This is a genomic window from Cryobacterium sp. Sr3 (genome assembly GCF_004402835.1).
Lineage (GTDB): Bacteria > Actinomycetota > Actinomycetes > Actinomycetales > Microbacteriaceae > Cryobacterium > Cryobacterium sandaracinum.
On the sequence record NZ_SOFA01000023.1, the window covers coordinates 1 to 23,822 of the forward strand.

A 23,822-nucleotide genomic window follows, 5' to 3' on the forward strand; every position below is an offset into this window, starting at 1 on the left:
AGGAAGCTGGTCCAGAAGCCCTCGTTCTCGCTGTCACCAACGTCGAAACCGAGGACTTCCCGGCGCCCGTCGGCAGCCACGCCGACCGCGACGACGATGGTCTGGGACACGATCCGGTGGCCGACGCGGGCTTTGCAGTAGGTCGCGTCGAGGAACACGTACGGGAAGTCCTGCGCGGAGAGGGTGCGGTCGCGAAACTCGGCCACCTCAGCGTCCAGGCCCGCGCAGATCCGGGACACCTCCGACTTGGAGATCCCGGTGTCAGCGCCGAGGGCCTTGACCAGGTCGTCGACTTTGCGGGTCGATACACCGTGGACATAAGCCTCCATCACGACCGCGAACAACGCCTGGTCGACCCGACGGCGACGCTCCAACAGCGCCGGGAAGAAGGAGCCGGCGCGCAGCTTCGGGATCTTCAGATCGAGGTCCCCGGCCGTCGTCGTCAGGGTGCGCGCTCGGGTGCCGTTGCGGTGGGTGGTGCGGTCGCCGGAGCGTTCGAACGGGGCTGCACCGATGAACGCGGTCGCCTCCGCATCGATCAATTCTTGATACAAGGTTTCGGTCGCGACGCGGATGCAGTCGGTGACATCGGTGAGTTTGAGTTCTCCCAGCAGGTCGAGCAGGGCAGACTGGTCTAGAGCCATCGTGTGGTGTCCTTTGTGAGTTGCTTTAGTCGGTACTCACTGACCATCCCACGGTGGCTCTTCACGTTGACGAAGCAACACTCAAGAGCGGGAAANCACGTTGACGAAGCAACACTCAAGAGCGGGAAATCACACCACTTACGGGGACGTAACCTTACATCGGCGGTGAGGGCCTGCAGAATGGGCGCGCCTAACCCGCGGCCCCGAGCGTTCGCGGATAGCCGCAGGTCGAACAAGGGTGCGTCGTCGAGGAGGTCTTCGAGGATCACGAGGCCTACGCGCCCTTCGGATTCCGATTGGACCCAGAAGCTCGCGTGATCGGGGCCGCCAAATGCTCCCTCGGAGGTCTTTCGCTCGAGATCCGTGGGGGACGGTCTGGCGTTCACGTGGAAGGGGAACTCGTTAGACATCATAAACTGCATCAGTGCAGCGTGGTCAGCTGGCAGGTCGAGCGCGGTAAACGTGATGTCTAGGCTGCTGTCTCCTAGGTGATCGCGTGAGGGGGTACCGTTTGGGCTGAATCGAGCCCGTTCAAGCTGGGCCCGATGTCGTCAATGACTCGATCTATCCATTCGAACCGATCGAGCTGTTTGATCTGGAGGGGAAAGAACCAGCCGACAGCGGTCAACTCTTCCGTTTCGAGGACTGGCAGTTCCTCGGCAAGGCGGCAGAGGTAGGCGGTCGTGACGTAGTTGTTGTTCCCACTGACGTTGTGAGCACGGTTGATGGGTGATTTGCCGCCGATGCCGGTATGGGGTCTGTGGTGATTGTAGCTATGGATCCAGTCTTGGTAGGTGGCTGCTCGGGCGGCGTNCCACACCACTCACGGGGACGTAACCAAGAGACACCGATAGCAGAACGGTCTCCGCATCAACCTGCCAGCAGCCCGCTGGGAGATTGCGATATTGAATCCCACTTTCAGTGCGACGATGCAGGACGCCGGGTTGTTGACCCTGTGGCCGAGCTCGAGCCGGAGCAAGTCGCGCCTTTCAAATGCCCAGCGGGTAGCCGAGGCGAGGGAGCATGAGGCAAGGCCTTGGCCTTGGGCCTCGGCGGACACCCAGTAGTAAACCCTACCGGTGGCGTGTCGATGCTCCATGTTTTCGATGCCCACATTGCCGACAGCCTTGCCGTCGACGCTGATTGCGAAGTTGCGCACGGACGGGCTGGACGGGGCGAGCTGAAGTGCGATGAATTCCTGGCAGCGCTCGAGCGTTGACAGGTCGGTGTCGCCGACCTGGGTTGCGAGGTCATCGTTGGCACCGAAGGCGCGAAGCAGGTGCCCGGTGTCAGATTCGTCCCATGGGCGAAACTTCTGCACGCGATCGTCAGATCAAAGCGTCGGGCAACGCCGAGGCTTCTTCCCCGAATTGGGCGGTGCGGATAGCGATTCTGAACAGTAGGGTCGGGCCTTGGGGCCGCGGTTGACGCGTCCAGTTGGGCGGGAACCTGACGAGGTGACACTCGACGACCGGCGGCTTTCGAAAAGGCGGATTTCAGGTTCCGCACATGACTGCAACAGAGATGAGTGCAGCGATGACAGCCAGCTGGGTCCGCCTCTCACTCTGGGTTGCCGCCCTGGCCGCATGGTCCGCGCTCATCCTCGTCGGGCTGGTCCTGTTGGGGACAGGTCTCGATAGAACGTTCTTTTTTGAGCCAACCGGTGGGGCTCTCGAACGCGATCGTGTGGGGAAGAATCTCATTCTTGTTGGTTCGGTCGCCCTCTTCGCTGCCGCGGTCTGGGCTCGGTCGATGCACGCTCCCATCTGGTCCTGCGCCCTCGTCGCAGCCCCGGCTGTCCTTGTCGGCGGCCTCACCTTGTTTTTCGGAGGTTCTCTGTTCCCACACCTCAGCGCTTTGGTGGCTTTCCCTGTTGCCCTCGCTGGCCTGGTTTGCGGGCTTGTCCTCGCCAGGCCACTGCTTCGCGCTGGCTCCGCGCGCCCTAGCGCGTCGGTTGACCGTCAGGGATCAGACTGAGCTTTCGCCCGCCGTCGTCGAGTGCTGAAAACTATCCATCTGAAGACGGCAGCGTTAATGGCAGCCAAGAGAAAGAATCCCAAGTAGTACAACGCCGCGCTCATGGTCAATGCTCCGACGGCGAATTCTTCTGGCCCCGACACTTGCGATGAACCCAGTGAACCGACGACATAGTACGCAGTAGATAACGGCAACGTCAGTACCACGATGAGCAGAACCATCGCTTCGGGTGCGGCCGTCCCGCCGCCCAGTTCGAAGGCGTGCATCACGGACACTGCCGCAATGAGCCCGGCGACTGACACTAGGTAGGCGGCCATCGACCCCGCGGCCCAGGAGGGTAGGCGGTGGTTCCCTGTCGGCCTTACACGGTCGGTCGTCATTTCCGAAAGCTACAGGCCTTGCCCAACTTCGGGCAACAAGGACCGTTTCGACGTCTCGGGGAAAGGGCCTTTGGAAACGGTCTCCGCATGAATCTCCCAGCAGCCCGTTGAGAGATTTTGCCGTGGAGGCCAGTGCCGTTAACGGCGGAATTCGTTCGCGAACTGGGGACACCGATCGATTTCTACTGTGTTCACAGTACTTCTTTCAGGTCCAGGCGGGTGGATGGCGATTTCCGCTAGCTCCGGCTCCCCAGGAACTTCTCCAGCGCGGCGAGGTCATCGGTATTTATGTGGTCAACGCCGGCCTCGTGCAGCTCAGTCCAGATCGCTTCGCGGGCTTCGCCCGGAACATCGGGGGTCCCCCAGAAACGGACGCGGTAGCCCTGAGAGTGCGCCGACTGCACGTATTCGCGCAGCTTGACCTTTTCGCTTTCCGGCATCGGACCGACGCCCTGCCACACGAATAGCTTGTTCCAATTCTCACTGACCAGCGGCATGAGATCGGCTGGTATTCCAGATGTCAAGTCGCCGGAGCGGCCGTCATAGAAAGCCAATCGTGAGTCAAGATTTTGCATGGATTTTAGAGGGCGGTTGCCGCTGACCACGGCGACAACCGGTCCGGATTTGATTTTGCCGTTCGTGTACTTGGTCATGATCGAGCGATGCTCAGCCAGGTCTTCCTCGATCGCAGCGTAGGTACTCTCGCCGTCACTCTTTATGTCGATCAGAAGTTGGAAGCTGCCATCCCAGCCAGAGTAGACACTGCCAGCACGGCCGTCCACGAGGCGGTCGAGCGGATCCAGGTAGAGGCTTTCGAGAGTAACCCCCGCCTGGACATCCTCGAGATCGTGAGCGACGAGAAGCTCGCCATCTACGAGCCAAACATCGGCTTCCACACTGGTGAATCCGTGCTCGAGGGCATCAAATAACGGACGCTCATGCTCATAGTCATTGTGCGCGTGGGCGGCATCCTGCGGTTCGCCGGGCACGATGTCGGCCTGTGATGGTGCGGCCGCGCCGGTGACGGTAGCGAGGCCGACGAGGGTAACGAGAACCAAAGCGGAATTTTTGACGATCATGGAAGTCCATTTCTACGAAGTGTGTTCCGCCGAGAAAGTCCCGTCGAAATAAGATTGACCGCGTTATCGGCTCCACGCGTGTTCCAGTGCACAAGCTGGTTCGGTTTCGAATGCGCAACGGCTACAGTTCTATCGCCGTCGGGTTAAGTGCTGGCGCCGGTCGAACCAACGCACCATGAACGGTCTGGGCCTGCGTGACCTTCTGCTCGCGTAAGAATCACGCTCCTAGCTCCACCAGTCCGTCCTCGCGTCGCGCCGGCAGATTCGGTATTCACTGGAGGGCCACCGGGTTGGTTCTAACAGTCGAATAGTCGCAGCGCTGGCATACCTTGTCATGCTTGCCGCGCTGACTTCAGGTGTTGTCAGCGCTGACTGTGCGGGCTCTGCCATCGAGCCGGATCGTATTGCCGTGCGGGACGATCCACTGGGTCTGCTGTGTCCGAATGGCACTCCGATACAGATCACAGCCTCGGAGTTATATCGAGAGACTTGCTCGATTGTCGTGTCGCGCCGAACTGCGCGCAGTCGAGCGCGCTCGCCTGCGAACGGCACGACCCGCCAGGCTGCCCGCAAGCCGGACCTTAAGCGCACTCGGGCCCGGAATTCGGGGCCAGAAGCAAACGCAGCCGGGTGGAGCGCCCGGATAGCCCGCCCGGATAGTCCGCCCGGTGAGGATTCGCACTTGAGGGCGTCGACCGCAACAAACCCCAGCGGCAGGAAACCCCTGCCACGAGATGTCCTGGCGTGTCGTAGACGACCTGGCGCACGCCTCGACCCCAGGCGGCACCACAGCAGGGTCGAGGCCGTTTGCGGCTCGGTCAAAGGTCGGCGAGCATGCTCACAGGGTTCTCGATGCAGCGTGCGATGTAGGTGAGGAAACCGGCGGCGGTGCCTCCGTCACAGACCCGGTGGTCGAAGACCAGCGACAGCTCGACCACAGTGCGCACCGCGAGGGTGTGATCGACCACCCAGGGGCGCTCGATCATCCGTCCGATGCCCAGAATGGCGGCCTCGGGGTGGTTGATGATCGCGGCTGACCCGTCGACACCCAGAGCACCGAAGTTGTTCAGGGTGAAGGTGCCGCCGCTGAGTCGAGATGGGGGAAACGAGCCATCCGTTGCCTGGGTCACGATACCGGCGATCGCATCCCGGAGTTCGCGGGTGGTCAGTGAGTGGGCGTCGTGCACGACCGGCACCATCAGCCCCCGCGGGGTCTGAGCGGCAAGCCCGAGGTTGATGGCACCGCGTTGGAGGATCTCCTGGCTGGCCGTGTCGACTGAGGAGTTCAACAGCGGAAACCGGCGCAGTCCGGCGACCGTGAACCGGGCGATCAGCGCGGTCACGCTGAAGCGTTCGCCTGTGGCGTCGAAGAGACGGTCCCGCGCGGCGAAGAGCTCGGTGGCGTCCACATCGAGCCAGACGGTTGCCTCGGGGATTTCCCGGCGCGAGGTGGTCATCCGCTCCGACACCACCCTGCGTAGGCCGGTGATCGGGATCCGGATGTCATCGGTGGGCGCGGCCCGGGTTCCGACCGGCTCCGCCACGGGTGCAGGTTGGGCCAGTGCCGCGGGCTCGACCACCGGTGTGGACTCAACCGCTGCGGCCCGTTCCCGGATTGCCGATTCCACGTCCCGGCGCAGCACCAGCGCGTTGCTCCCACTGCCGATTAGCAGGGTCGCGTCGAGGCCGTTTTCGCGGGCCAGACGCCGCACCAGCGGTGAGACCACCGGGGAGCGGCCGGCCGGGTAAGACGGAGAGGTCGGAGCCGTTACCGGGGTGGCCGGAGTCACCTCGGAGACCGGTTCGACGATTGCCGCGACGACCGGAGCCGCTGAGCCGGGTCGCACGCCGAAGCGCGCAGTGGCAGGGCGCCGCACGGGACCCGTGTTCTCCCTCGTGCCGTAGCCGATGAGCACAGCACCGGATGCCGACCCGTCGACCTCCGCGACCGGAACCCCGGCTGCCATCGCTGCGGGCTTAACAGCAGTCCGAGCGGTCGGCCGTGCGGCGTCGGCCTCGGCGGCATCCGTCACTGTCAGCAGCACCTGCCCGGCGTGAATGATCTGGCCGGCGACCCCGTTCAGGGCCTCGACCACACCGCCGAACGGCGACGGCAACTCCACGATGGACTTGGCCGATTCGACCTCCACCACGGGCTGGTCGATGGTGATGGTGTCGCCCACGGCGACCAGCCAGGAGACGATTTCGGCTTCGGTGAGTCCTTCGCCGAGGTCGGGCAGGATGAAATTCTGACCCATCAGTTCCACTCCCAGGTTCCGAGGGCGGTCAGGATGCGGTCGGGAGTGGGCAGAAAGTATTGCTCGAGCTTGGGGGAGGGATAGGGGATATCGAAACCCGTGATCCGCAGGATCGGCGCTGCCAGGTGGTAGAAGTTGCGCTCGGTCAGCCGGGCGGCGACCTCGGCCCCGTAGCCGCCGAACTGCGCCGCCTCGTGCAGCACAGCGGCGCGGGAGGTCTTCCGCAGGGAGGCGCCCACCGTCTCGTCGTCGAACGGGGAGAGGCTGCGCAGGTCGATCACCTCGATCGAGAGCCCCTCGGCGACGGCCAGCTCGGCCGTCGCGAGGGCCGTTTTCACGGTCGGACCGTAGGCGATCAGCGTGACATCGGTGCCCTCCCGCAGCACGACCGCAGTGGTCATCGGCGCGGTGCGCACAGGCAGGCTGAGCTCGGCTTTGGCCCAGTACCGGCTCTTGGGTTCGAGGAAAATGACCGGGTCGTCACAAGCAATGGCCTCGCTGAGCATTGAATAGGCATCCGCCGGATTCGATGGCGAGATCACCGTGAGGCCGGGCGTGGCCGTCCAGTAGGCCTCGGAGGAATCGGAGTGGTGTTCCACACCCCCGATGTCGCCGGCGTAGGGGATCCGGATCACAAGGGGCAGCTGGATGCGCCCACGGGTGCGGTTGCGCATCTTGGCCACGTGCGAAACGATCTGCTCGAACGCCGGGTAGCTGAACGCGTCGAACTGCATCTCGACCACCGGGCGCAGGCCGTACATGGCCATGCCGATCGCGGTGCCCACAATCCCCGATTCGGCCAGCGGCGAGTCGCTCACGCGGCTCTCCCCGAATTCGGCGTACAGCCCGTCGGTCACACGGAAGACGCCGCCGAGCGGGCCGACATCCTCACCGAACAGGACGACCGTCGGATCGTCGCGCATCGCGTCCTGGATCGCGGCGTTCAACGCCGCTGCCATGGTGAGAGTGACCGGTGCGCGCAGGGGCGTCGGTGCGGTGTCGGGGAGCGTCATGAGTTGACTCCTGAGTGAGCGGCGACGGATGCTGCGACGGCGTGTTCGGCGTGCTCGTCGAGCTCAGCTGCGAGGAAGGCTCGTTGTTCCGCCAGGGCGGCGCGCGGGGTCGAGTAGACGTGGTCGAATAGCTCCAGCGGATCCACTGGCGCGGACCGGGTCATGCATTCGCGGGTGTCCGCCGCCAGATCCTCGGCCTCGGCACGGATGTCCGCACGCTCCGCGTCGCTCAGCGCACCGATCTCGCACAGGTAGGTGTCCAGGCGGGTGATCGGGTCGCGGCGTCGCCAGATCTCCAGATCCCCGGGATCGCGGTAGCGGCTCGGGTCGTCGGAGTTCGTGTGTGCCTCCATCCGATAGGTCAGACCCTCGATCAGGGTCGGGCCGTGGCCGGCGCGGGCGTTCTCCACTGCCGACGAGGTGACCGCGTACATTGCGGCGACGTCGTTGCCGTCAACGAAGTAGCCGGGCATCCCGTAGCCGATGGCCTTGTCGGCGATGGTGCGGCAGCGCATCTGCTTGTCCAGCGGCACGCTGATCGCGTACTGGTTGTTCTGCACCACGAAGACGACCGGGGCCTGCCAGACGGCAGCAAAGTTGAACGCCTCGTGGGCGTCGCCCTCGCTGGTGGCGCCGTCGCCGAGCAGAGTCAGTGCGACGGTGCGCTCCCGTTTGAGCTTGGACGCGGTCGCGAGCCCCACGGCGTGCAGCGCCTGGGTAGCCAGAGGGGTGGCCTGCGGGGCGATCCGGTGGGCGTTCTGGTCGTAGCCGCTGTGCCAGTCCCCGCGGAACGAGGCCAGGATGTGCTCGGGCGGCACGCCGCGGGTCAGTAGGGCGATGCTGTCCCGGTAGGTGGGGAAGAGCCAGTCCTCGGCGCCGAGGGCGGCGACCGCGGCGATCTCGCAGGCCTCCTGGCCGAGAGCTGACGGGTACGTCGCCAGGCGTCCCTGCCGGGTCAGCGCGGTGACCTGCACGTCGAACCGGCGGGCGACGACCATGCGCCGGTAGAGATTGAGCAGTGTGCCCGGGTCCGGCAGGTCAAACCCGCCGGCCTCATCGAGTGGCGCGGCGCGACCGGTGTCATCGATCAGGCGGAGGGGACGCGGCGCGGCGAGGGGGCTCTCAACCAGGCTCTCGACATTGAGGCTCATGTCGCAATGGTGGGGCATCTCCGCGCCGTCGACGGTGCCCCGGCGACGGATACGAACGATTGGTCCGAAGCGGCGTCGTGCCGGGCCATTCGTCCGCGGAAAACGACCGTTCAGCGCCAGCTGTCCGCAGCGCGAGCCGGGGGCAGGCCGGTGATTTCCTCGAGGATGAGGTGGGACCGGGTGGAGATCACGCCGGGCATGCTGTGGATATCGCGCAGGATGGCTTGGCTCAGCTGCTCGTGGTCCGGAGCGCTGACGGTGAGGATGATGTCGATGTCGCCGCTCACGGCCTGAGCTTTTTCGACGAAGGGCAGTTCACTCAGGCGCCGGGCCATCTCGGCCCAGGAGACATCGCCGATCTTGACGATCACGAGGGCGGAGACCCTGAGCCCGAGCGCCCGGCGGTCGATCTGTGCGCCGAATCCAGTGACCACACCGTGACGCACGAGATTCTGCATCCGGGTGTGCGCGGTGGTGCGGGAAATGTGCACGAGCACGGCCAGCTGGCGCATCGACAGGCGGCCGTCGCGACTGAGTTCGGCCACGATCTGCCGGTCGATCGCGTCGAGACCGTCGGGCGTGCCCGGGGCGGCGGGGGCCGAGTGCTGCGTCATTGGAATCCTCAGGCTGGGGAAACCCTCAGACTACCGCGAGCCCAGGCGACTACCGCATCGCGCGCAGGTAGTGGTTCTTGGGCCAGTGGCGCAGCCGGCGCGGAAGCCGGGGATAGACACGTATGGTCAGCCGGATCAGCCGGTCGAAGCGGCGCTGCGCCCCCGCGGTCCAGGGCAGGTCGAACAGTTCCCGCACCGAGCAGGGGAGCAGTCCGACGGTCACGAACCGGCCCAGTGGCATCATCAGCCGCAGCCAGAGCGGCCCGGTGCGGGGATGCAGCAGCTGGCGTGCCACGGCGCGCGTGGCGGCATCCGTCTGCAACTCGCCGACGCGTCGGTCCCAGTAGGCGGCGAAGGCGGCCCGGTTGGGCGGCCACAGCTCCGCGGGCATCTGCAACGCCGTGCCCAGCACGGCGTACTCCCGGTAGAGCGCGTCCGCCGTGGCTCCGTCGAGCGGGCCGTAGACCAGCTCCCGCATGGTCATGGCGGAGTCATACAGGGTCGCCGCCACCCAGAGCTGCAGTTCTGGGGTGAAGGCGGTGTAAGCCGGACGAGCCTCGGTGGCCAAGCCCGACACCGGGGCGTGGGCGTGGTCGACCCGGCGTCGTGCCCGGGCAGCCTCCTCCGGCGTTCCGAACACGACCGCGTACACGTAGGTCAGGGTGCCGCGCAGCCGATCGAGCGGTCGGGAGGCGAAGTCGCTGTGGTGCGCAATTCCGTGGCCGATCGCCGGGTCGGCGATCTGCAGGAGGATGGACCGCCCGCCGGCGGCGATCAGCACGGCCTCGCCGGCCATGTCCCTCATCTGCATGCGCGCCTCCCCGCTCGAAGACCGATTGTAACGCCGCCAGCGGTGAAGCGGATGGGCGCTTCGCCGCGGTAGCTGCCGGCAGGTTAGCCTGGATCGGTGATCTCCGGCCGACGACACCCGGCCCCAGCCCGCCGCCTGGCGGCGCTCGCCGCCATGGCCCTGCTGGCCCTCACCCCCTCCGACTGCACCGCGGCGCGCGGAACAGACGCGAAAAGCGGCACTGCCGCCCCGCTCGGGCCCGGCTGGTCGGCCGGCCCCGTTGCCGAAGACGCCACTCGCCGCCTGGCCGCCATGTCCCTGACCGAGAAGGTCGCCAGCCTACTGATGCTGCACCAGCCGGGAACAGATGCGGCCGAGCTGCGCACCTTCGCCGGGGCGAACGGCCTCGGTGGACTCATCCTGATGGATGACAACGTGCCGGTCTCCCCGGAAGAAATGCGGGCAATGACGGATGCCCTCAGTCCCGACCCGGAACTCCCGCTGCTCATCGGCATCGATCAGGAGGGCGGCGAGGTCTCCCGGCTGCCCGCCGACCTGGCGCCCGGGGCTGCCCAGCTGCAGACGCTCCCCGCACCGGCCACAGAGGATGCCTTCCGCAGTCGGTCGACCCTGCTCCAGTCCGTCGGCGTGAGTGTCAACTTCGGCATCGTCGCCGACGTCACGGCCGACCCGAGCTCGTTCCTGGCCGGCCGGATGCTCGGCACCGACCCGGCGTCGGCATCCGCCCGGGTGGCTGCGGCGGTCACCGGTGAGCGTGCGCGGGTTCTGAGCACGCTCAAGCACTTCCCCGGTCACGGGGCGGCGCCGGGGGACTCGCACCGAAGCATCCCGTCGACTCCGCTTGGCTATCAGGACTGGCTGACCCGTGAGGCGCCTTCGTTTCAGTCCGGAATCGAGGCTGGCGCGGCGCTGATCATGTTCGGCCACCTGGCCTACCCGAGCGTCGATCCGCGTCCGGCGAGCCTGTCGCCGGCCTGGCACGAGATCCTCCGCACCGAACTCGGTTTCGACGGCGTCACGATTACCGACGATCTGCTGATGCTCCAGGACTTCGGCCTGCCGGAGTACGCCGACCCGGCCGAGAACGGGATCGCCGCCCTGGCAGCGGGCAACACCATGCTGCTCTCCGTTCTGCCGGCGAATCCCGCGCGGTACGGCACCGATGTCACAGTTCTGATCGGCAGAATCGTCGAAGCGGTCGATACCGGGCGGCTCACGCTGGAGCAGATCGATGATGCTGCCTACAAGCTCCTGGTGCTGCGCGGCCGGGCCGCCCTCAGCGCATCCCAGGAGTGAACCCCAAATCCAGATTGTGCAGCGAACCGCACCGAGTAGGACCTCATGGATGCCGGCACACTCTAATCACGCATTCTCGTCTTCGTCGGAGGCACCGGAGTGTCCTCAGCTGGGTGTCACCAAAGTCATGACCCAGTCCGTCGGGCGCCCGGTCAGCTCTCAGTCCGCTAGCCCTCTGCCGTGCCGACGAAGTACGCCGTGACGACTTCGCGGGTGGTGAGCGGATCTCCCCCCGAAATGGGCGCGACGCGTACCGTCCATCGGGGGCCTGACCGATCGATGCCGTCTGCGCTCTCCGCCCAGACCGCCCCATCTTCCGTGCACGAGTAGGTGCCGTACCAGGCGGGGTGCTCGGTCAGGTCGTTCCAAACGCCACCGCTGCGAATCAGGCAGCGGTCCCCGTCGCTGAGCAACAGCCCGAGCGGTCGCGCCTGCTCGGGCGCGGTGGCCGCCGGCAGGCTCCCGGTGCTCGGCAGGCGCACCACCGCCGTGGTCCACGGGTCGCGGTAGCAGGCCACAAAGCCGGGCGCCGCATCCTGCCAGCACGCTACGGCGAACGCGCTCGACGGTGTGCAGGCGTGGATGTTGTCGTCGACGGCGACTGCGGACGGCCGATCATCGAACGACGCGCTGCCACAGTCGAGCGTGACGGTCGTCTCCTCGGTGACGGTGAAGCCCGCGGCAGGCAGACCGCCCTCGGTGATGGGGCGCATTACCACGCTCTCGGTTGCCGTTGCCGAAGCAGAGGAGGGCGACGAAGGGGCCGGGGACGCGCATCCGGCGAGCAGGGCGATCAGCAGACCCAGGGGGAGCAAAAACCGTGAGCGCATTTCAGCCCTCCGTTCCACCCATGCACCAGCCCCTGAGCGACCGACGGTACCCTCGGCCCCGGAGGCAGTCAAGGGATTCCGGCAGGAGTGGCCGGACCACTGTCGAAAAGAACTCTCCCCGATTCGGAATATTTCACTTTCCTATGCGCTTGCATGAATGTGAGGACGAGAATCCACCGTTCCGCGAATTGAGGAGAACCCATGACTCAGACCACCGCAGCGAGCATACCCGGCTACAAGGCCGGAACCTGGACCATCGACCTGACCCACAGTGAGGTCGGTTTCAGCATCCGCCACCTCATGATCAGCAAGGTCAAGGGCACGTTCGAGAAGTTCGACGCGACCTTCGTTACCGGCGAGAACCCGCTCGACTCCTCCGTCACGGCCACGGCCCAGGTCGTGACGATCGACACCAACCAGGCGGACCGCGACGGCCACCTGCGCACCGGCGATTTCTTCGACGCCGAGACCTATCCGACCATCAGCTTCGTCTCTACCGGCGTGCGTCAGGTCGAGGACGACTTCCTCGTCGACGGCAACCTCACCATCAAGGGCGTCACCAAGCCCGTAACCTTCGACTTCGAGTTCGGCGGCTTCGGCACCGACCCGTACGGCAACTACAAGGCCGGCGCCACGGCGAAGACCGAGGTCACCCGCGCCGACTTCGGCCTCACCTATAACGCGGCCCTTGAGACCGGCGGAATGCTGCTCGGCGAAAAGGTCATCATCACCATCGAACTTCAGGCCGCGCTCAACCAGGCGTAGTCGTCCCCGCGCAGAGGTCTGCGCAGGGTGGACAACAAACACGAGAGGGACCCCACGAGAGTGAGGTCCCTCTCGTGTCGACCTTTGGTCAGGGTACCGACGCGGCCGCTCCGATCCTCTACACCCCGGGGTATTGGTCGTGAATGAGAGACCACGCTGCTCGGGCCGAGCGCAGGCGTTCGGGGCCAGATACGCGGGCGCTCCCTTTCGATCCGACGGGCATATTGTGCACCTCGGACATCATCGGCTATTCGCCCTTGATCTCCTCACGCACCCGTCGTAGGTCCTCCATCAGGGATCCGATCAGGATCCAGTGCTGCGGATGAGGCGTCGCAATGATCAGGGGGGCGGTCAGGGTGGGTGGTTCCTGCGGCAGGCTGACCTGCTGGACGCCGGGGTGGTCCACCTGTTCGGCGAGGAGCCTCAGGTCATGGGCGGCACGGCTCAGCTCGACAGTGATCGCGAGCACCGTGGGCTCGAGGTGCAGGGAATGGTCGTAGTGGTCGCGCAGGGACCGGGTCATGCCGATCGCGCGTGCGACGAGCGAGGTCAGCCGGGCGAAGAACTCCTCGTCGATGTCGAGGAGACGCCGGTTCACCGCGTGCCGCGGGTTGAGCGTGAGGCTCTCCTCGGCCTGCTTGAGCGCCTGATCCGCCTTGGCGAGCATGGGGCGCAGCAGACGCACCTTAATCATCATCTCTTCGATCTGGCTGGCCTTCTGCGGAAACCGCAGGGCGTCGACGATCCGGTCGAGGGTGTCCGCGATCTCGTACGCAAGTCGGATCACAGCCGCGTGCGCCGGACGAAGAAGCACTGGCGGCACGATCAGGGCGTTGACGAGGAGTGCGGCCGCCGCCCCGATGATGGTTTCGACGATGCGGTCCCGCGCGTACTCAGCCGTAGCCGTGCCGATTGTGAGTAGGAGCATGGCGCTGATCGGAATTTGGCTCGCCGAGCTGGGGGCCAGCCGAAGCGCCCACGCCAGCATGATGCAGAACACGATGGCCAGGAGAACGACCCAGCTGGACTGGCCGAATGCGACACCGACGCCATAGGCGATGATGACCCCGCCGATAACACCCAGGCTGCGTTCGACCGCGCGACCGAGGGTCTGGTTGATGTTCGGCTGCACCACCAGCAGGGCGGCGATCGCGGCGAAGACGGGCAGCTGCTCCGTGTCCAGTAGCAGTTGCGACAGGATCCAGCCGAGGGCGACGGCCACGGATGTCTTCACTGCCTGGAGCAGAGGAATCCGGCTTGTGGATCGCAGCCGGGTGTTGATTCTCACTTGCCTAGGGTAGTCGAATGCGTGGGCGAGTCGTATGCACAGGCTCGTCGGACCGGTGCCGGTGCCGGCGCCATTGAAACCCTGCGTGCTAGGGCAGGTCGTCGTCGGTGCGGGCACCGAACACGATTTCGTCCCAGCTGGGCATCGAGGCCCGCCCGCGCTTGCCATGACCCGACGCTCGCGGAGTCGCGGCCGGTGATTGACCCCCGGCGGCCTGGGCAGACCAGGCGTTGCGGGGGGCCTCGGTCGGCGGGGCGGCGAGAGCCGAGGGAGCGGCGTGGGGTTCCGCGGCGGCCTCGACCGGCTGGTTCACCAGACGGATGCCCGGGGCCGGGCTGGTGCTGGCGGGGTTGCTGTGGCTGGAGTGGCTCTCGACCTGGTTGCTTTCGAAAGCGGCGGCTTCGCGCTCCCCGCGGCGGCGGCGCAGTGACGCCAGCAGGTCGGCCGTCTCGCTCAGGCTCTGCGGCGGTTCGTCGGCGCGCTTGATGGCTGCACGGGACACGGCATCCGTCGTGCCGGCCGACCGGGAATACGGCACCGGGTCCAGAATCGGCGCCGTATCGTGCAACGTCTCCTCGGACAGTGATTCCTTGAAGGTGAAGGCGCCGCTGTCGAAGCGGGACACATCGGCGAGGCTGGTCTCGGCGCCGACGGCCCGCAGCCGCGGGATCAGGGCACCCTTCAGTTCACCCTGCTGCGACAAGGCGATGGCTTCACTGCCGACCGGAGAGAGCGAGTTCTTCTTGGGTTCGAAGCCCCACCGGGCGTCGTGGTCGATGTCATCGGCGGTGAAGGCCAGTTTGACGATCCAGCCGGCGCCGGGTTCCTTCCAGCTGGCCCAGCGCTCGTTCGTGGCGCCGAGCGAGGCCAGACGCTCACGGATGACGGTGCCGAAGGTGGCGCCGCCCTCGATCGGGTCGAGGTCGATGGCGGTGTGCACCGGCACGCTCAGCGCGCAGGAGACCATGTAGTCGCGTTCGGCGACGACCGGGCCCTCGAAGCGGCGCACAAAATCGAGGGACGCACCCGTGACCGCGGCGACGTCCTCGGCGGACATGCCGGCACGGATGTGCGCCTGCACTTCCCGGGGACTCAGCTTCGGCCCCGACGCTGGTTCCACCTGGGCCTGGCGAAGCCGGGACTGGAGAACTTCGTCGATGGGGATCCTGAATCGGTCTCCCTCTTCAGACGCTGCGAGCAACGCACCGCTCTCGACTCCAATAACTTTCAATTCCTGCATGTTGAAAGCCCTTTCGCCATCACTAGTGCGCCTAAGACTGCCATGTAAAGAGTGAATCTTCGGGGAATACGCCGGGCGTGCCGCAAGTTGATGACTGTGCCGAGCAAATGACGCGGCGTGTAGTTTGCTATTCCGCCCGGATTGTTGGAAACTATGGCCGCCGAAATCCTTTCTCGGCGTAACTGAATGGATGGGTATGGCAACCGATTACGACGCACCACGGAAGACCGAAGACGACTCAGAGTCGATTGAGGCCCTCAAGGAGCGCGTACCCGACAAGATGTCCGGTGTCGTAGATGTCGACGACTCGGACAACCCCGGTGGTTTCGACCTTCCCGGCGCTGATCTGTCCGACCTCGACCTCGATGTCGTCGTTCTGCCTCCGCAGGCGGACGAGTTCACCTGCGTGGAGTGCTTCCTGGTGAAGCACCGTTCGCAGATGTCGCACGAGACCAAGCTCGGCCTGGTATGCCTGGAGTGCGACTCCTAAACGCGCTCAATCATGTGATGCTGGCCGTCGCGATCCATTGATCGCGGCGGCCAATTTCTGTGGGCGCCGCGTCGACACCAGCCAATACGGCGCCGGATCCGTCGCATCCACGATCGGGATTCGCACGACGGGCCGAATCCACCCGCGGATGAGCAGCCAGGCCCGGGCGTCGAGCCGTTGGCCACGTTCCAGGGCGGCCTCATCTCCGTCGAAGGGCAAAACCTCGCCGACCAGATCGATCGATATGCTCGCGCGCCCGGCGGTGAGCTCACCGCCCCGCACCTGCACCACCGGTGCCGACAAGAGCAGCGCCAGAACGCAAGCGGCGTACAGACCGGCGGCCAGCAGCACCCCGGCCAGCATCGAAATCGGTGCGAACACGAGGATGCTGGCAGGAATGATGAGCGCAGTCGCCACATAAGGTGCGGGAGAGGCCCAGAGTTTTTCGCGATATTCAGGCATGGGTCTATTCGATCAGACTTCTGCACTAGCCTCGACACGTGGCAGAAAGCGTCGAAGTCCTGATTACCGCGTCCATCCTCCCGAGCTACGCGCACCCGGGTGACGCGGGAGCGGACCTTCATTCCTCCCAGGCTCTAGTCTTGGCCCCCGGCGAACGAGCACTGGTCGGCACGGGCGTGGCGATCGCCCTGCCCGACGGTTTCGCGGCATTCGTCGTGCCCCGCAGCGGTCTCGCGTCCAAGCACGGCATCACGATCGTGAACGCGCCGGGCACCGTCGACGCCGGGTATCGTGGCGAGATCAAGGTGACGCTGCTTAACACCGACCAGACCACGCCCCATGCGATCGCGATCGGCGACCGCATCGCCCAGATCATCATCATGCCCGTCAGTCGGGCCACGTTTATTCCCGTGGATCGGCTGCCCGGCAGCCAGCGCGGGGTTGGCGGATTCGGGTCCACCGGCCTGAGCCGGAACATCAGCACGGGCACCTCAACGTCAGGAGACAACCAGTGAGCGACACCGCGAACCCGGAGGAGAACCCGGACGAGACGGCCAAGTCGGCGCCGGGCGATCGTGCGACCGAGGGTCCCCTCGACGAAGCCGAAGCCAACCCGGTGCGGCCCTACGTGGACCTCGGCGGGGTCAAGATCCTCCCGCGTGAGGGGCTTCACCTACGGTTGGAGATCGAAGAGGGCAGCAAGCGGGTCGTGGCGATCGGGCTCGACTACGCCGGCTCCACCCTCCAGGTACAGCCGTTCGCCGCGCCCCGCTCAAGTGGCCTGTGGAACGAAATCCGCGCCCAGATCGCCGATCAGATCGGCAAGCAGGGCGGAACGACGACTCTGCGCGAAGGCCCGTTCGGCCCCGAATTGGTGGCCGAGATCCCCGTGGCCGCGGGTCAGGGATCCGACGGAACGAGCAGGCTGGCCCGCTTCATCGGAGTCGACGGCCCGCGCTGGTTCCTGCGCGGCGTGATTGCCGGCGAGGGTGCCATCAACACCGACGCCGCGACCGAGATCGAAAACCTGTTCCGCAGCATCGTCGTGGTGCGCGGATCCGCCCCGATGCCGCCGCGTGACCTCATTCCGCTGCGGATGCCGGCCACCCCCGCCACTGCGGCCGAGCCGGGCCAGTCCTGAAGAACGCCGGGATGACGGACGCACCACTCCCCGATGAGGCCCGCGAGCCCGACGCATCAGAGAACGCACCTGACTCGCCCGTGCCGGCCGCGTTCGCCGACGGCATGGCGGCGGCGGCCCGGCGGGCCGGCTTCACGCCGGCGGCCGAGGGTGATCCGATCAGCGGGCGCGCCCTGCTGGCCGCGATGGGCGGCATCCGTGGACTGGTCGAGGCCCTGCTGCCCGGACTCGTCTTCCTGATCACCTACACCTTCACCCGGCAGTTTTTTCCCGAGCAGTCGCTGGTGCTGTCCCTTGTTGTGCCGGTGCTGATCGGCGTCGTTTTCATCGTTCTGCGCCGGATTAGCCGCCAAACGGTGACGCCTGCCGTTGGCGGCCTGGTGGCACTGATCGTCAGCGCCGTGCTCGCTCTGTTCACTGGCCGCGCCGAAGACTTCTTTTTGCCCGGATTCTGGACCAATGGACTGTACGGCGGAGCCCTCTTCATCTCGGCGGTCGTCGGCTGGCCGCTGATCGGGCTGGCTGTCGGATTCCTGATGGGCGAGGGAATCGCCTGGCGGTCGAACCGGTCCAGGCGTCGGGTGCTGACCATTCTCACGCTCTGCTGGGCGGGCTTGTTCGCCCTGCGCCTGGCTGTTCAGCTTCCCCTCTACTACTCCGGAAACGTGGAGTGGCTCGGCGCCGTCAAGCTCCTGATGGGGATTCCGCTCTACGCGCCACTCCTGGTGATCTCGTGGCTGGTGGTCCGGGCGGTCTACCGCGCCGACGACCGGGAGACCGACGACGCAGCGGGTCGCCGGCCCGAATAAATTCACCGCGATTCCGCGACACCCGCCGGAAATAGGCGCGGGAAACGCGGTGGCACCGATAGAGTTATCTCTACGTCAAGATAGTTCGGCGTTGGACATCGTCCGCACGTGGCATCCGCCGGTTAGGTTACCCTTGCTGGCAGGGGCAGGCGTCTGGTCGTCAGGATTGAGGATTGCGGACGGTTTCGCCGTCGGTTTCCACGAAGGAGAGGGCATCGTGTCGGCGCTTAATAATGCGGTCGTAAACAGTTTTGGAGCCAAGGACACCCTGCGGGTCGGGTCGACGGACTACGAGGTCTTTCGTCTCGACGCGGTAACGGGCTACGAGAGGCTTCCGTTCAGCCTGAAAGTGCTGCTGGAGAACCTCCTTCGCACCGAGGACGGCGCCAACATCACCGAGGCCCACATTCGCGCCCTGGGTGAGTGGGTCCCAACGGCGGAACCCGACACCGAGATCCAGTTCACCCCTGGCCGCGTCGTTATGCAGGACTTCACCGGCGTGCCGTGCATCGTCGACCTCGCCACCATGCGCGAGGCCGTCGCCGAACTCGGCGGCGACCCGAAGAAGATCAACCCGCTGGCTCCGGCCGAGCTGGTCATCGACCACTCCGTCATCGCCGACCTGTTCGGAACCGCGGACGCCCTCGAGCGCAACGTGGAGATCGAGTACGAGCGCAATGGTGAGCGGTACCAGTTCCTGCGCTGGGGCCAGACCGCGTTCAACGATTTCAAGGTCGTGCCGCCCGGAACCGGCATTGTGCACCAGGTCAACCTGGAGTATCTGGCCCGCGTCACGATGACCCGCACCGTGCCGGACGCGGAGGGCAACGACGTGCTTCAGGCCTACCCCGACACCTGCGTGGGAACCGACTCGCACACGACCATGGTCAACGGCCTTGGCGTGCTCGCCTGGGGTGTGGGCGGCATCGAAGCCGAGGCAGCCATGCTCGGCCAGTCCATCTCGATGCTCATTCCCAAGGTGGTCGGCTTCAAGCTCAACGGCTCCATCCCGACCGGCGTCACCGCGACGGATGTCGTGCTCACCATCACCCAGATTCTGCGCAAGCACGGCGTGGTCGGTAAGTTCGTCGAGTTCTACGGCGCGGGTGTCTCGCAGGTTCCGCTGGCCAACCGGGCCACGATCGGCAACATGAGCCCGGAGTTCGGATCCACGGCCGCGATGTTCCCGATCGACGACGTCACCCTCGACTACCTGCGCCTGACGGGTCGCAGCGACGAGCAGGTTGCACTCGTCGAGGCCTACTCGAAGCTGCAGGGCCTGTGGCACGATGCCGACAAGGAGCCCGTCTTCAGCGAGTACCTCGAGCTCGACCTGGGCACCGTCGTGCCGTCGATTGCCGGCCCGAAGCGCCCGCAAGACCGCGTCATCCTCACCGAGGCGAAGTCGCAGTTCGAACTTGACCTGCAGAGCTACGCGACGCAGGACTGGACTGTTGTGGACGCGGCCGTCGAGGCCTCTTTCCCTGCTTCAGACCCGATCGGCTTCACCGCCGAGGACGAGAACCTTGACCACAAGGCCTCACACAACCACGTGAGCCACGCTCCGATCAGCGTGTCCAGGCCCGTCGCGATCACCACGCAAGACGGCGCGAACTACACGCTCGACCACGGAGCGGTCGCTGTCGCGGCCATCACCTCGTGCACGAACACGTCCAATCCGAGTGTCATGCTCGCCGCGGGCCTGCTCGCCCGAAACGCCGTCAGGAAGGGCCTCACGAGCAAGCCGTGGGTCAAGACCACCCTGGCTCCGGGCTCGAAGGTCGTCACCGACTACTACGAGAAGGCCGGCCTCACCGGCGACCTCGAGGCCCTCGGCTTCTACACCGTCGGCTACGGCTGCACGGTCTGCATCGGCAACACCGGCCCGCTCATCGACGAGGTCACGACCGCGATCAACGACAACGACCTGGCCGTCACCGCGGTGCTCTCAGGCAACCGCAACTTCGAGGGTCGGATCAGCCCCGACGTCAAGATGAACTACTTGGCCAGCCCGCCGCTGGTCATCGCTTACGCCCTCGCAGGCTCGATGAACTTCGACTTCGAGACGGATGCGCTCGGCATCGGCAGCGACGGCAACGAGGTGTTCCTCAAGGACATCTGGCCCGACTCCGCCGAGGTGCAGTCCACGATCGACGGCTCGATCGACACCGGCATGTTCACGAAGCAGTACGGCCATGTCTTCGAGGGCGACGAGCGCTGGCGCGGCCTGCCGACACCGGACAGCGAGGTCTTCGAGTGGGACCCTGAGTCCACGTATGTGCGGAAGCCCCCATACTTCGACGGCATGACCATGGAGACCACCCCGGTGGTCGACATTGTCGGTGCCCGTGTGCTGGCCAAACTGGGCGACTCGGTCACGACCGACCACATCAGCCCTGCTGGTTCGATCAAGGCCGATAGCCCGGCCGGCGCCTACCTGCTGGAGCACGGCGTCGAACGGGGCGACTTCAACTCCTACGGCTCGCGCCGCGGCAACCACGAGATCATGATCCGCGGCACATTCGCGAACATCCGTCTCCGCAACCAGCTGCTGGACGGAGTCGAGGGTGGCTACACCCGCGACTTCACCGTTGACGGGGCTCCGCAGGCGTTCATCTATGACGCTTCGCAGAACTACCAGGCCGCCGGCACGCCGCTGGTCATCTTCGGTGGCAAGGAATACGGTTCGGGTTCGTCCCGCGACTGGGCCGCGAAGGGCACCAGCCTCCTCGGGGTGAAGGCCGTCATCACGGAGAGCTTCGAACGCATCCACCGTTCGAACCTGATCGGGATGGGCGTCGTGCCTCTGCAGTTCCCGGCCGGCCAGAGCTGGGCGTCACTTGGACTGGACGGCACGGAGGTCGTCACAATCGAGGGTCTCGTCGAGCTGAACAGCGGGGTCACCCCGAAGACGGTGCGCGTCACGGCGGCGCCGAGTGCGCAGTCTGCCGCCGGCAAGGCCACAGTCGAGTTCGACGCGGTCGTCCGCATCGACACCCCGGGTGAGGCCGATTACTACCGCAACGGCGGCATCCTGCAGTACGTCCTGCGTTCGCTGGTCGCCTAGCACGCAGGAGCCTTTAGGCCAGCTACCGAAACCGGCGCGTAGACTCGGCTTGACCGAATCTATGCGCCGGTTTTCTGGTGGCGGATAGCGCAACGTGAAAGGTGTTATCGATGGCGCTACTGGACACGATCTTCGGGCCGAGAGATCTGGATCGCCTCTCGATGGAACAGCTCGTCCAGCTCGCGGCCGAGGTGCGGGCGTTCCTCGTTCGGGAAGTCTCCAAGACCGGCGGGCACCTTGGTCCCAACCTCGGCGTGGTCGAGCTGACCATCGCTTTGCACCGGGTCTTCGAATCCCCGCGTGACGCCATTGTCTTCGATACCGGACATCAGGCCTACGTGCACAAGCTGCTCACCGGGCGCCAGGACTTCAGCCTCCTCCGCCAGGCCGGCGGCCTGGCCGGCTACCCGCAGCGGCGCGAGTCCGAGCACGACATCGTGGAGAGTTCCCACGCCTCCAGCTCGTTGTCCTGGGCTGACGGCATCTCCCGAGCCTTCGAGATGACCGGGCAGAGCGACCGCCATGTGATCGCGGTCGTCGGCGACGGCTCCCTGACCGGGGGCATGACCTGGGAAGCCCTCAACAACATCAGCGACGACAACACCCGTCGCCTGATCATCATCGTGAATGACAACGGCCGCTCCTACGCGCCCACCATCGGCGGCATGGCCCGCTTCCTGAACACCGTGCGCACCCGACAGGCGTACCACAGTGCCTATCTGACCAGCCGTCAGGCCTTCGAACGGATGGGCGCGCCCGCCCGGGCGTTCTTCCGCGGCGTGCGCGGCGGCATGCACGGCTTCCTCGCCCGGTTCTCCAACAACGAGGCGCTCTACTCCAACCTCGACATCAAGTACATCGGTCCGATCGACGGCCACGACATGGCGGCGATGGTCGAGGCGCTCCATCAGGCCAAGGGCTACGGCGCGCCGGTGATCGTGCACGCGATCACCCAGAAGGGTAAGGGATACGACCCGGCCGTTCAGGACACCGCCGACCAGTTCCATGCGGTCGGCCAGATCGACCCGGAAACAGGGGAGTCCACCGAATCCGCCGGCGCACCCTCCTGGACGTCGGTGTTCGCCGACGAGCTGCTGCGCCTTGCCACACTCGATCCGAAGATCGTGGGCATCACCGCGGCCATGCTCCGTCCCACCGGCCTGCACAAGATGGCCGAGAGATTCCCCGCCCGGGTGCACGATGTGGGCATCGCCGAGCAGCACGCCGTCACCAGTGCCGCCGGCCTCGCCTTCGGCGGCCTGCACCCGGTCGTCGCGCTCTACGCCACCTTCATCAACCGAGCGTTCGACCAAGTCCTGATGGATGTCGCCCTGCACAAGGCCGGCGTCACATTCGTGCTCGACCGGGCCGGGGTGACCGGGCCCGACGGTCCCAGCCATCATGGCATCTGGGACCTGGCGATCCTTCAGGTCGTCCCCGGGATCCGCCTCGCGGCACCTCGGGACTCGGTGCGCCTGGCAGAGGAGCTCGAAGAGGCCGTGGCCGTCGACGACGCGCCCACTGTGCTGCGCTTTCCCAAGGGCAGCGTGAGCGCCCCAATCGACGCCGTGCGCCGCCTGGGCGACGGCGTAGACGTGCTCTTGGAATCAGCCCAGAAAGACGTGCTGATCGTCACTGTCGGGCCGATGGCCACGATCGGTCTCGATGTGGCGGACCGGCTCGCAGCCCAGGGCATCGGAGCCACCGTCGTCGACCCGCGCTGGGTCGTCCCGGTACCGCGGAGCATCGTGGCCCTGGCCGCGGAGTACCGCATCGTCGTGACCATCGAGGACGGCGTCCGGGTCGGCGGCGTCGGCACCCGTGTCCGTCAAGATCTGCGTGAAGCCGGCGTGGACACGGCGGTCACCGAACTGGGGCTGCCCGACGAATTCCTCGACCACGGCACCCGCGCCGAGATCCTCGACCGTGTTGGGCTGACCCCGCAGCGCATCGCCCGCGATGTCGTCGCAATGGTGCTCGGCAGCAAGATCCCGCATGCGCGGCCCCTGCCGGCGGACCGCGCCGACACCGCCAGCATCCCGGCAAACCTTAAGCAGGATTAGGCGATTCCCCATCGAATGGTTGTGTCGTTTCCGGAAGGCTGGGGCTGAGATCACCGCGTGATCGCTGTTCATCACAGGCGGGGTGCCGTGCCCGGCGTCGAGCCAATTCGACGGAGATTCTGGCTCCCCTGCTCTATCCGTGGGTGTTTCGGAGCGCCTTAACGGCCGCACGCCGCTTCCTGTCTAGGTTTCTGACTGTCAAAGGAAAGAAACTTTATAGGCGGGAAAACGGCGTGCGGTCTCTAACAATATGGCGGACTTTGCTGGGTGTCGATAAGACGGTCGTTGAGGACCTGAATCTGGACCCGGTGGCGGGTGTTTTGGCGGCCTCGGTGCGGCCGACGGGGTCGGCGCGGCACCGGTGCGGGGTCTGCCTGAAACGTTGCCCACGCTACGACAGGGGTGCGGGGCGGCGCCGGTGGCGGGCCTTGGACGCGGGCACGA

At 65.9% G+C, this 23,822-nt stretch carries 21 protein-coding genes and 2 pseudogenes; 9 read left to right on the forward strand and 14 right to left on the reverse strand.

Annotation, left to right across the window (positions count from 1 at the left end; all coding sequences use genetic code 11):
• From E3N94_RS05245 to E3N94_RS05290, 10 genes and pseudogenes are all read right to left on the reverse strand, one after another.
• The coding region (locus E3N94_RS05245) for an IS256 family transposase (RefSeq protein WP_134569925.1) at nt 1-644 on the reverse strand (644 nt) is incomplete at its 3' end.
• Nucleotides 645-1,350: 706 nt separating this feature from the next.
• Nucleotides 1,351-1,452 (reverse strand): annotated as a pseudogene (locus E3N94_RS05250) (integrase core domain-containing protein); the annotation flags it as partial.
• A 15-nt stretch (nt 1,453-1,467) separates the two neighbouring features.
• Nucleotides 1,468-1,965 carry a GNAT family N-acetyltransferase gene (locus E3N94_RS05255; RefSeq protein WP_134569926.1) on the reverse strand — a complete coding sequence of 166 codons (498 nt, stop codon included), beginning with the start codon at nt 1,963-1,965 and terminating at the stop codon, nt 1,468-1,470.
• Nucleotides 1,966-2,605: 640 nt separating this feature from the next.
• Nucleotides 2,606-3,001 (reverse strand): hypothetical protein, encoded by a 396-nt coding sequence (locus E3N94_RS05260; protein ID WP_134420973.1) that lies wholly within the window; start codon nt 2,999-3,001, stop codon nt 2,606-2,608.
• A 236-nt stretch (nt 3,002-3,237) separates the two neighbouring features.
• On the reverse strand, nt 3,238-4,080 hold the full coding sequence (locus E3N94_RS05265) for a phosphatidylinositol-specific phospholipase C/glycerophosphodiester phosphodiesterase family protein (protein ID WP_134420975.1): 843 nt from the start codon (nt 4,078-4,080) through the stop codon (nt 3,238-3,240).
• A gap of 818 nt (nt 4,081-4,898) precedes the next feature.
• A complete protein-coding gene (locus E3N94_RS05270; RefSeq protein WP_134420977.1) occupies nt 4,899-6,338 on the reverse strand; it encodes a dihydrolipoamide acetyltransferase family protein in 1,440 nt (479 codons plus the stop codon).
• A complete protein-coding gene (locus E3N94_RS05275; RefSeq protein ID WP_134420979.1) occupies nt 6,338-7,351 on the reverse strand; it encodes an alpha-ketoacid dehydrogenase subunit beta in 1,014 nt (337 codons plus the stop codon). Before E3N94_RS05275 ends, E3N94_RS05270 begins: the two co-directional genes overlap by 1 nt.
• Nucleotides 7,348-8,502 carry a pyruvate dehydrogenase (acetyl-transferring) E1 component subunit alpha gene (gene pdhA / locus E3N94_RS05280; protein ID WP_134420981.1) on the reverse strand — a complete coding sequence of 385 codons (1,155 nt, stop codon included), beginning with the start codon at nt 8,500-8,502 and terminating at the stop codon, nt 7,348-7,350. Before pdhA ends, E3N94_RS05275 begins: the two co-directional genes overlap by 4 nt.
• Nucleotides 8,503-8,612: 110 nt before the next feature.
• Nucleotides 8,613-9,116: an Lrp/AsnC family transcriptional regulator gene (locus tag E3N94_RS05285; protein WP_104099599.1), complete on the reverse strand. Its 504-nt coding sequence runs from the start codon at nt 9,114-9,116 to the stop codon at nt 8,613-8,615.
• A gap of 49 nt (nt 9,117-9,165) precedes the next feature.
• Complete coding sequence (locus tag E3N94_RS05290) at nt 9,166-9,927, reverse strand: oxygenase MpaB family protein (protein WP_241973117.1); 762 nt, start codon at nt 9,925-9,927, stop codon at nt 9,166-9,168.
• A gap of 96 nt (nt 9,928-10,023) precedes the next feature.
• Here E3N94_RS05290 and E3N94_RS05295 point away from each other — a divergent pair, with 96 nt between their 5' ends.
• On the forward strand, nt 10,024-11,223 hold the full coding sequence (locus tag E3N94_RS05295; RefSeq protein WP_241986216.1) for a glycoside hydrolase family 3 N-terminal domain-containing protein: 1,200 nt from the start codon (nt 10,024-10,026) through the stop codon (nt 11,221-11,223).
• A gap of 167 nt (nt 11,224-11,390) precedes the next feature.
• On the opposite strand, the gene E3N94_RS05300 is transcribed toward E3N94_RS05295, so the two are convergent.
• Nucleotides 11,391-12,053, reverse strand: coding sequence for a hypothetical protein (locus tag E3N94_RS05300; RefSeq protein ID WP_134342492.1), 663 nt, complete (start codon nt 12,051-12,053; stop codon nt 11,391-11,393).
• A 201-nt stretch (nt 12,054-12,254) separates the two neighbouring features.
• Between E3N94_RS05300 and E3N94_RS05305 the strand changes: the two genes are divergently transcribed.
• On the forward strand, nt 12,255-12,818 hold the full coding sequence (locus E3N94_RS05305) for a YceI family protein (protein ID WP_134569927.1): 564 nt from the start codon (nt 12,255-12,257) through the stop codon (nt 12,816-12,818).
• Between the two features lie 247 nt (nt 12,819-13,065).
• Here E3N94_RS05305 and E3N94_RS05310 read toward each other — a convergent pair whose 3' ends face one another.
• Both E3N94_RS05310 and sepH read right to left on the reverse strand, forming a co-directional pair.
• Nucleotides 13,066-14,106, reverse strand: a complete 1,041-nt coding sequence (locus E3N94_RS05310; protein WP_166790067.1) for an FUSC family protein — start codon at nt 14,104-14,106, stop codon at nt 13,066-13,068.
• Nucleotides 14,107-14,194: 88 nt separating this feature from the next.
• The gene (gene sepH, locus E3N94_RS05315) at nt 14,195-15,346 is read right to left on the reverse strand and encodes a septation protein SepH (protein ID WP_104099605.1); all 1,152 of its coding nucleotides are present in this window, start codon (nt 15,344-15,346) and stop codon (nt 14,195-14,197) included.
• 196 nt (nt 15,347-15,542) lie between these two features.
• On the opposite strand from sepH, the gene E3N94_RS05320 reads away from it, so the two are divergent.
• Complete coding sequence (locus E3N94_RS05320; RefSeq protein ID WP_104099606.1) at nt 15,543-15,836, forward strand: DUF4193 domain-containing protein; 294 nt, start codon at nt 15,543-15,545, stop codon at nt 15,834-15,836.
• Between the two features lie 6 nt (nt 15,837-15,842).
• Here the strand turns inward: E3N94_RS05320 and E3N94_RS05325 are convergent, their stop codons facing one another.
• Complete coding sequence (locus E3N94_RS05325; protein WP_104099607.1) at nt 15,843-16,298, reverse strand: DUF3093 domain-containing protein; 456 nt, start codon at nt 16,296-16,298, stop codon at nt 15,843-15,845.
• A gap of 38 nt (nt 16,299-16,336) precedes the next feature.
• On the opposite strand from E3N94_RS05325, the gene dut reads away from it, so the two are divergent.
• From dut to E3N94_RS17120, 6 genes and pseudogenes are all read left to right on the forward strand, one after another.
• Nucleotides 16,337-16,813, forward strand: a complete 477-nt coding sequence (gene dut / locus E3N94_RS05330; protein WP_104099608.1) for a dUTP diphosphatase — start codon at nt 16,337-16,339, stop codon at nt 16,811-16,813.
• Complete coding sequence (locus E3N94_RS05335) at nt 16,810-17,439, forward strand: DUF3710 domain-containing protein (protein WP_104099609.1); 630 nt, start codon at nt 16,810-16,812, stop codon at nt 17,437-17,439. The genes dut and E3N94_RS05335 overlap by 4 nt, the downstream gene beginning before the upstream one ends.
• An 11-nt stretch (nt 17,440-17,450) precedes the next feature.
• Nucleotides 17,451-18,248, forward strand: a complete 798-nt coding sequence (locus E3N94_RS05340) for a DUF3159 domain-containing protein (RefSeq protein WP_104099610.1) — start codon at nt 17,451-17,453, stop codon at nt 18,246-18,248.
• Nucleotides 18,249-18,465: 217 nt separating this feature from the next.
• On the forward strand, nt 18,466-21,315 hold the full coding sequence (gene acnA / locus E3N94_RS05345; RefSeq protein WP_104099628.1) for an aconitate hydratase AcnA: 2,850 nt from the start codon (nt 18,466-18,468) through the stop codon (nt 21,313-21,315).
• Between the two features lie 110 nt (nt 21,316-21,425).
• A complete protein-coding gene (gene dxs, locus E3N94_RS05350; protein WP_134420983.1) occupies nt 21,426-23,378 on the forward strand; it encodes a 1-deoxy-D-xylulose-5-phosphate synthase in 1,953 nt (650 codons plus the stop codon).
• A 233-nt stretch (nt 23,379-23,611) separates the two neighbouring features.
• Nucleotides 23,612-23,822 (forward strand): annotated as a pseudogene (locus tag E3N94_RS17120) (ISL3 family transposase); the annotation flags it as partial.

Excerpts from the sequence above, each read along its gene's own strand:
- E3N94_RS05260 (WP_134420973.1), bottom strand. The coding sequence starts at position 3,001 with ATGACGACCGACCGTGTAAGGCCGACAGGGAACCACCGCCTACCCTCC.
- E3N94_RS05275 (WP_134420979.1), bottom strand. The coding sequence starts at position 7,351 with ATGACGCTCCCCGACACCGCACCGACGCCCCTGCGCGCACCGGTCACT.
- E3N94_RS05270 (WP_134420977.1), bottom strand. The coding sequence starts at position 6,338 with ATGGGTCAGAATTTCATCCTGCCCGACCTCGGCGAAGGACTCACCGAA.
- sepH (WP_104099605.1), bottom strand. The coding sequence starts at position 15,346 with ATGCAGGAATTGAAAGTTATTGGAGTCGAGAGCGGTGCGTTGCTCGCA.
- E3N94_RS05340 (WP_104099610.1), top strand. The coding sequence starts at position 17,451 with ATGACGGACGCACCACTCCCCGATGAGGCCCGCGAGCCCGACGCATCA.
- E3N94_RS05290 (WP_241973117.1), bottom strand. The coding sequence starts at position 9,927 with ATGCAGATGAGGGACATGGCCGGCGAGGCCGTGCTGATCGCCGCCGGC.
- E3N94_RS05325 (WP_104099607.1), bottom strand. The coding sequence starts at position 16,298 with ATGCCTGAATATCGCGAAAAACTCTGGGCCTCTCCCGCACCTTATGTG.
- E3N94_RS05300 (WP_134342492.1), bottom strand. The coding sequence starts at position 12,053 with ATGCGCTCACGGTTTTTGCTCCCCCTGGGTCTGCTGATCGCCCTGCTC.
- E3N94_RS05265 (WP_134420975.1), bottom strand. The coding sequence starts at position 4,080 with ATGATCGTCAAAAATTCCGCTTTGGTTCTCGTTACCCTCGTCGGCCTC.
- pdhA (WP_134420981.1), bottom strand. The coding sequence starts at position 8,502 with ATGAGCCTCAATGTCGAGAGCCTGGTTGAGAGCCCCCTCGCCGCGCCG.
- E3N94_RS05305 (WP_134569927.1), top strand. The coding sequence starts at position 12,255 with ATGACTCAGACCACCGCAGCGAGCATACCCGGCTACAAGGCCGGAACC.
- E3N94_RS05285 (WP_104099599.1), bottom strand. The coding sequence starts at position 9,116 with ATGACGCAGCACTCGGCCCCCGCCGCCCCGGGCACGCCCGACGGTCTC.
- E3N94_RS05320 (WP_104099606.1), top strand. The coding sequence starts at position 15,543 with ATGGCAACCGATTACGACGCACCACGGAAGACCGAAGACGACTCAGAG.
- dxs (WP_134420983.1), top strand. The coding sequence starts at position 21,426 with ATGGCGCTACTGGACACGATCTTCGGGCCGAGAGATCTGGATCGCCTC.